General features: G+C 70.3%; 5 protein-coding genes. 2 read left to right on the top strand and 3 right to left on the bottom strand.

The window, feature by feature from the left end:
* Positions 1 to 55: 55 nt before the first annotated feature.
* Positions 56 to 1306, bottom strand: coding sequence for an MFS transporter (locus ACIBK8_RS05695; RefSeq protein WP_399040270.1), 1251 nt, complete (start codon positions 1304 to 1306; stop codon positions 56 to 58).
* A 132-nt stretch (positions 1307 to 1438) separates the two neighbouring features.
* Between ACIBK8_RS05695 and ACIBK8_RS05700 the strand changes: the two genes are divergently transcribed.
* A complete protein-coding gene (locus ACIBK8_RS05700) occupies positions 1439 to 1987 on the top strand; it encodes a TetR/AcrR family transcriptional regulator (RefSeq protein WP_399040271.1) in 549 nt (182 codons plus the stop codon).
* Between the two features lie 15 nt (positions 1988 to 2002).
* On the opposite strand, the gene ACIBK8_RS05705 is transcribed toward ACIBK8_RS05700, so the two are convergent.
* On the bottom strand, positions 2003 to 2629 hold the full coding sequence (locus ACIBK8_RS05705) for a pyridoxamine 5'-phosphate oxidase family protein (protein WP_399040272.1): 627 nt from the start codon (positions 2627 to 2629) through the stop codon (positions 2003 to 2005).
* A 340-nt stretch (positions 2630 to 2969) separates the two neighbouring features.
* Here ACIBK8_RS05705 and ACIBK8_RS05710 point away from each other — a divergent pair, with 340 nt between their 5' ends.
* Positions 2970 to 4841: a serine/threonine protein kinase gene (locus ACIBK8_RS05710; RefSeq protein WP_399040273.1), complete on the top strand. Its 1872-nt coding sequence runs from the start codon at positions 2970 to 2972 to the stop codon at positions 4839 to 4841.
* Between the two features lie 180 nt (positions 4842 to 5021).
* Here ACIBK8_RS05710 and ACIBK8_RS05715 read toward each other — a convergent pair whose 3' ends face one another.
* Positions 5022 to 6224: a M20 family metallopeptidase gene (locus tag ACIBK8_RS05715; protein ID WP_399040274.1), complete on the bottom strand. Its 1203-nt coding sequence runs from the start codon at positions 6222 to 6224 to the stop codon at positions 5022 to 5024.
* Positions 6225 to 6408 lie beyond the last annotated feature (184 nt).

Genomic DNA, 6408 nt, shown 5'->3' on the forward strand with positions numbered 1-6408 from the left:
CACTTATCCCCGTTTCTCGATCGTCTTCGGTTGTGCCGGCAGGTCGCCGGCGAGCTCATTTCGCAGTCGCTGTGGCGCTGCGGTTTTCCTCGGCGGGATTGCCGCCGGTAGCTCCTGCTGACCTTGCGGTCCACATGGCGATCAGGCATGCGGCAAGCGCGAAGGCCGCGGCCACCGGCAGCACGAAGGCCGCGGAACTGGCGGTGGAGAGGATGACGGCACCGAGAACGCTGGAGGCGAAGTTCCCCAGGTACGCGGTGGACAGGTTGAGCGACGTGACGAGGGGGGCGCCGCCTTCGGGCGCGTAGTCGATGATGCGGTGCTGCTGCGGTCCGATGACCGAGAAGCAGACAAAGCCGGCCACCGCTTCCAGGACGACCACGAGGGTGAAGGTCCCCCGCGCGGCCAACATGGCCAGGAACACCAAGGTGATGCACAGGGTGGCGAGGACGACAACGATCCGGGCGTTGAACCGGTCGGCCAACCGTCCGGCCGTCAGATTCCCCGCCGTCGCGGCGATGCCGAAGACCATCAGCAGCAGCGCGAGCCGGTCCTGGCTGCCACCGGTCGCGGGCGCGAAGATCGCGCTCATATACGTGAAGGGAAGGAAAATGCCGACGAACGCCAGCAGCGTGACCGCGAGGACTTTCAGCACGCGCCGGTCGGCGAGCGGGACGAGGCGCTGTCGCAGCGGGACGGCCTGACCGACGCTGATGTTGGGCAGCAGGGTGGCGATGGCGGCGGCGACAACGCCGGCGATGCCGGCGATGAACCAGATCGCCGCGTGCCAGCCCCATTGATTGCCGATGACCGTACCGAGCGGAGCGCCCAGGACCAGGGAAAGCGTCGAGCCCGCGGTCACCATGGCGATGGCGCTCCCGCGCCGCTCGCCGGGAGCGAGGTAGGCGGCTGTGGCCACCGCACTCGCGGTGAACAGTGCGGCACCGGAACCCGCCAGGATCCGGGAGGCGAGCACGAGTCCGTAATCGTCGGCGAGCGCGGTCACCGCATTTCCTGCCGCGAGCAGGAGGAGTCCGGCGACGAGGACTCGTTGCCGCGGCCATTTGCCGGTAACCGCGGCAAGAACCGGTGACAGGATCGCGTACACCAGGGCGAAGACGCTCACCAACTGGCCGGATGCGGCACTGCTGACATGCAGCGTGTTGTTGATCTGGGGTAACAGGCCGACGATCACGTAGCCATCGGTACCGACCGCGAAGGCGCCTAACGTGAGAAGTGCGGTACGTGCGCGCCAACCCTGCCTCGGGGGAGCGTCCTTGCCGTCACTGGCAGCGTTGTCGACCACAGATCATTCCTCCAGGCGCACGGACTGAGTCATTCAGGGGCGCAAGCTGAGACATTCGGAACCGATCAGTACCATTTCGCGGGACGGTACCGCTCGGTTCCGAATAATGTCAAGACGATTAAAGTGAGGGGTATGGCCACCCGAGCTCGTGAACGTCTTCTCGCTACCGCCGATGAACTCTTCTATTCCGAAGGAGTGCGAGCCGTGGGCGTGGAACGCCTGCTGGAAGTCTCCGGCGTGGGCCGCGCGTCCTTCTACCGCCACTTCTCCAGCAAGGAGGACCTGGCCCTGGCAGTGCTGCGCAGCCGCGACGAACGCTGGCGCGCCTGGCTGGAGCAGGCCGTCACCGCCCGCGGCGGCGCCCCCCTGGCGATCTTCGATGCCCTCGCCGAACGGTTCGCCTCCTCCGAGTTCCGCGGCTGCGCCTTCATCAACGCGATGATCGAGGACACCGATCTCGACAGCCCCGTCTACCGGCTGGCCGCCGAGCACAAGCAGGCGGTGGCCGCATACATCGCCGACCTGCTGGCCGAGGCGGGCCACCCGGAGTCACGGCAACTCGCCCAGCAATTCCTCATGTTGATGGACGGCGCGCACGTCACGGCCCAGCGCATCCGCTCCGCCGCTCCCGCCCTCCAGGCCAAGGCGATCGCCGAGGTCCTGCTCGCCCGCCACCCCTGATGCCTCGCGTCCGCCTCAACCCCGCTCTTCGAGCCGCGACTTCAACTCCTCGTTCTCCTGTTCCAGCTGTGCGATCCGCTCGTAGACCGGGCCCAGGGCGTGCGTGACCTCATCCCGGGTGAATCGTGGCGTGATGTGCTGGGAGCAGTTCCAGGCGAATCCCTCGATGTGGGCGATCATTAAGCACTCCGGGTGCCCTTCGGTGCGCGTGGCGCCCAATTGGACGTCAATCCCCGGGATGTCGGATGGCGTCCTGGGCTCCAGGTGGCCGAAAACCTTCAGTCGAGTTTGTCTGGCGTAGTCCATGAAGAACATAGAAACTCGATTATTGGAGCGAATGTTGCCGCCTGTTATGTACTGGCGATTCCCTCGCACCTCCGCGTAACCCAGCGTCCGCTCGTTCAGCACATGGACAAACCCGGGAGGTCCTCCGCGGAACTGGACATACGGCCAGCCGGTCTCGCCCACCGAGGCGAGGTAAAAACCGTCGCGGGACTCGATGAAGGCAGCTTCTGCGGGCCCCAGCGGATCCGGTTCCCCGGTGTCCCCCCTGAGCAGACGCTGCATGGCCGGAGCGCTGCCCTTCTCCTCCTGGACGTGCCGGACGCCTTCGGTAAACGCCAACCGGGCATAACGACTCATCGACCGTTCTCCTGCCAAGAGTTGGGATACTGAAAAGAACTGACATCAGCTTAGTTACTCCAGCGGTAGATCGTTATGCGTTCCGGACTCGGCTTTCCCGACTGACGGGATCTCAGATTCCACGCACGCCTGGGTAGGGGCGCGCGGTGCCCGAGCCGAAGCGGCTGAAGGCCGGCCACCCGCGAGAACACCGCGCGGAACCGACCCGCTCCCGTCAAGTCCCGCCCCGCACGCGTCCCTTGTGACCAGCGCGTTCCCTGCCCTCCGGGCGGGCGCAGCGGCTTCACGGGCCCGTCCTAGTCTGTGGGGACTCGGGTGACGGATCGTGGAGGAGAGGCGTGTGCGTGGTGGGGAGCGGCCGGTGGGTGCCCCGTACGACGACGAGGTGACGTCGGGTGCGGTGGGCAACGGGCCGACGTCACCCGGGGGGACCGGATCCGGGGCGGTGGGCGGCGCGCCAGGCCACCGGGTGGACGGGCGCTACGTGCTGGAGCGGGAGTTGGGGCGCGGCGGCATGGGCGTGGTCTGGGAGGCGCTCGACACCCGGCTGGAGCGGCGGGTCGCCGTGAAGGAACTGCTGCTGCGGGGCGCCGTGGACGAGGAGGAGCGGGCGCACTGGGTGGCGCGGGCACGGCGTGAGGCGCAGGCGATCGCGCGCGTCGGGCACGAACACGTGGTGACGGTGCACGACGTGATCGAGGCCGGCGGGCAGATCTGGATCGTGATGGAGCGGGTGGGCTCGCGCTCGCTGGCGGACCTCGTGCGGGAGCAGGGGCGCCTCCCGGTGAGAGAGGCGGCGCGCATCGGGAGCGAGGTGCTGCGCGGGTTGCGGGAGGTGCACGAGGCGGGGGTGCTGCACCGGGACGTGAAGCCGCACAACGTGCTGTTCCGCCGCGACGGCCGGGCGGTGCTGATGGATTTCGGCGTCGCGACCTTCGAAGGCGCCTCCCAGGTCACGCAGGTGCACGAGGTGGTGGGGACGCCGCGGTACCTGGCACCGGAGTTGGCGGTTCCGCTGTCGGAGCGGTCGGCGGGCGCGGTGGCCGCCGCGGCGGATGTGTGGTCGGTGGGGGTGATGCTGTTCGAGATGACGGAGGGACGTGCGCCGTTCCGCGACCCGGACCCGTTCGAGGTGCTGGTGGCGGTGCGCACCGCACCCGTCCCGGCGATGCCGCACGCCGGACCGCTGGCACCGCTGATCGAACAACTGCTGACGAAGGACCCGCAGCAACGGATAACGGGCCGACGGGCGGAGGAGGCGCTGCGGAGGATCGCAGTGAGGGGTGATGAGGGTGACGGGGGTGGCCTGGAGGGGGTGGCGGGGGCTGTTGCGGGGGGTGCGTCCGGGGGCGGGAGCGGAAGCGGGGTCGGTTCCGGGTACGGCTCAGGCCCTGGCTTCGCGTCCCGCTCCGAGGCCGTGCGGTGGGCCGCCGACGGCGAGGCGTCCCCGACGGCCGACACGCCTGCCCCGCGCCCGACGACGCCGTTGCGGAAGAGGAGCGGCGGGCGGCCCGCGGAGCCTGGCCACGTACGGGTGCGCGGGTCGTTGCTCGCGAGCGTGCTGGGTGTGTTGGGCGTGGTGGTGCTGGGCTGCGGCGGCTGGTTCGCGTGGAGTGCGATGCACGACGGCGGCACCGGGCACCCGGCGGCGGGACGGGTGCCACCACAGGCGCCGGTGTCATCCCCCGCGCCCCCGCCCCCGTCCGGCGCGCCCGCAGGACCGCCGAAGCAGGCCGAGCCGTACACCCGTGCCCTCTTCCGGAACGCCGCGACGGGGATGTGCGCCGACCTGCCGGGAGAAGGCCCCGGGATGTCGGGCATCATCGACCAGTCAGGCTGCAACCCCTCGCCCGCCGACAACCAGCTGTGGGACGTGACGACTCCGCACCCGCACGAGGGGCCGCACGGCGTGGACCTCGTCATGATCGCTAACTCCAAGGACCGCGGCAGGCTGTGCCTGGATCTGCCGGGAGGGGCCGCCCAACCCGTCGGCACCACGGTGGCGGAAGGCCCCTGCAACGCCAACCGGGACGACAACCAACTGTGGTGGCTGGATCCACAGAGCGACGGGACCACCCTCATCCGCAACGCCGCCGCCGGCGACCTCTGCCTGGGCGTGGCCCCCCGGCTCGCGACGCAGGAAGGCGCACCGCTGTCCCTCGTGGACTGCGCCCCCGCCAGCCGCACGGCACGCTGGCACCTGCCGCATTGACTCCCTCGCCCTTGCTCCTTGCTCCCGATTCCTTGCTCCCGGCTCTCCGCCCCCGGCTCTCTGCTCCCGCACCGACGGCCCTCAGCCCCTCGTCGGCTGCCCTCTCCGCTGCACAGGGCCCGTCCCCCTACACCGGGCGTCCCCCTGCACTGGTCCGTCCCCCTGCACTGGTCCGTCCCCCTACACCGGCCCCGCCGCCTTCGTCAGTCGTCGCGCCGCCAGCTCCGCGTACACCGCCGCCCCGTCGGCCAGTACTGCGTCATCGAACTCGGCCAGCGGAGAATGGTTGTTGGCGCTGCGCTCGTGGTCGGCGCCGGCGGGCGGTGCACCCAGCGCCAGCATCGCCCCCGGCACCTCGGCCAGCACCCGGGAGAAGTCCTCGGAACCGTGCAGCGGGTGCGGCAGCGCCCCGTAACGCTCCTCACCGAGCGCCTCACGCACCACATCGGCCGCAAATCCGGCCTCTGCGTGATCGTTGACGGTGACCGGATACTGCTCGGCGAACTCCGCCTCCACCTTCACCCCGTACGCCGCGGCGATCCCCCGGCACACCTCCACCGTGCCGTCCTTCACCGTGGCCTGGGCCGCAGGCGAGAAACTCCGCACCGTCGCCTCGAACTCCGCGGCGTCGGGGATGACGTTCTGCTGCGTACCGGCGTGGAACGTGCCCACCGTGAGGATCACCGGGTCGAAGACGTCGAAGGTACGGGTGATCCACGCCTGCAACGCCGTCACCATCGCGCACGCCGCCTGCACCGGATCCTTCGCACGGTGCGGCATCGAACCGTGCCCTCCCGCACCGCGTACGGTCACCCGCAGCACATTGGACGCCGCCAGCGTGGGGCCGCCACGGGTACCGAAGACGCCGCTGGGATGGCCCGCCGACATCACATGGATCGCGTACGCCGCTTCCGGCCGCTGCCCCGCGGCGTCCAGCAGTCCCTCGGCCAGCATGTACCGCGCGCCGTCGAAGCCCTCTTCACCGGGCTGGAACATGAACAGCACATCGCCCGCCAGCCGTTCGCGGTGTGCGGACAGCAGCTTGGCGGCCCCGGCCAGCATGGCGGTGTGCAGGTCGTGGCCGCAGGCGTGCATCCGGCCGGTGTCCGACGCGAAGTCCAGGCCGGTCCGCTCGGACACCGGCAGCGCGTCCATATCGCCCCGCAGCAGTACCACAGGGCCCGGCCGTCCGCCCCGCAGCACGGCGGTCACCGAACTGACCCCGTCACCGGTACGCACCTCCAGCGGCAGCCCGGCCAGCTCTTCCAGCACCTTCTCCTGAGTACGCGGCAGATCGAGCCCGACCTCGGGGATGCGGTGCAGCGAACGGCGCAGCCGCACCAGATCGCCGGAGAGAGCACGGGCGTCGTCACGCAGATTCATCGTTGCTCCTTGGGGTGGAGGTGAGGAATGGGACGGGGTGCGGGGATGAGGGGCGGGCGGGGATGTGGGGGAGGGGGCCTGGGGGGAGGGGCGGGCCCCGGGCTGGGGGCCCCCCCCGCCCCCCCCCCGGCGCCCCCCCCCCCCCCCCCCCCCCCCCCCCCCCCCCCCCCCCCCCCCCCCCCCC

The organism is Streptomyces sp. NPDC050161, from assembly GCF_044460025.1.
Classification (GTDB): Bacteria; Actinomycetota; Actinomycetes; order Streptomycetales; family Streptomycetaceae; genus Streptomyces.

Coding starts and splice junctions, on each gene's coding strand:
- ACIBK8_RS05715 (WP_399040274.1), bottom strand. CDS start 6,224: ATGAATCTGCGTGACGACGCCCGTGCTCTCTCCGGCGATCTGGTGCGG.
- ACIBK8_RS05705 (WP_399040272.1), bottom strand. CDS start 2,629: ATGAGTCGTTATGCCCGGTTGGCGTTTACCGAAGGCGTCCGGCACGTC.
- ACIBK8_RS05700 (WP_399040271.1), top strand. CDS start 1,439: ATGGCCACCCGAGCTCGTGAACGTCTTCTCGCTACCGCCGATGAACTC.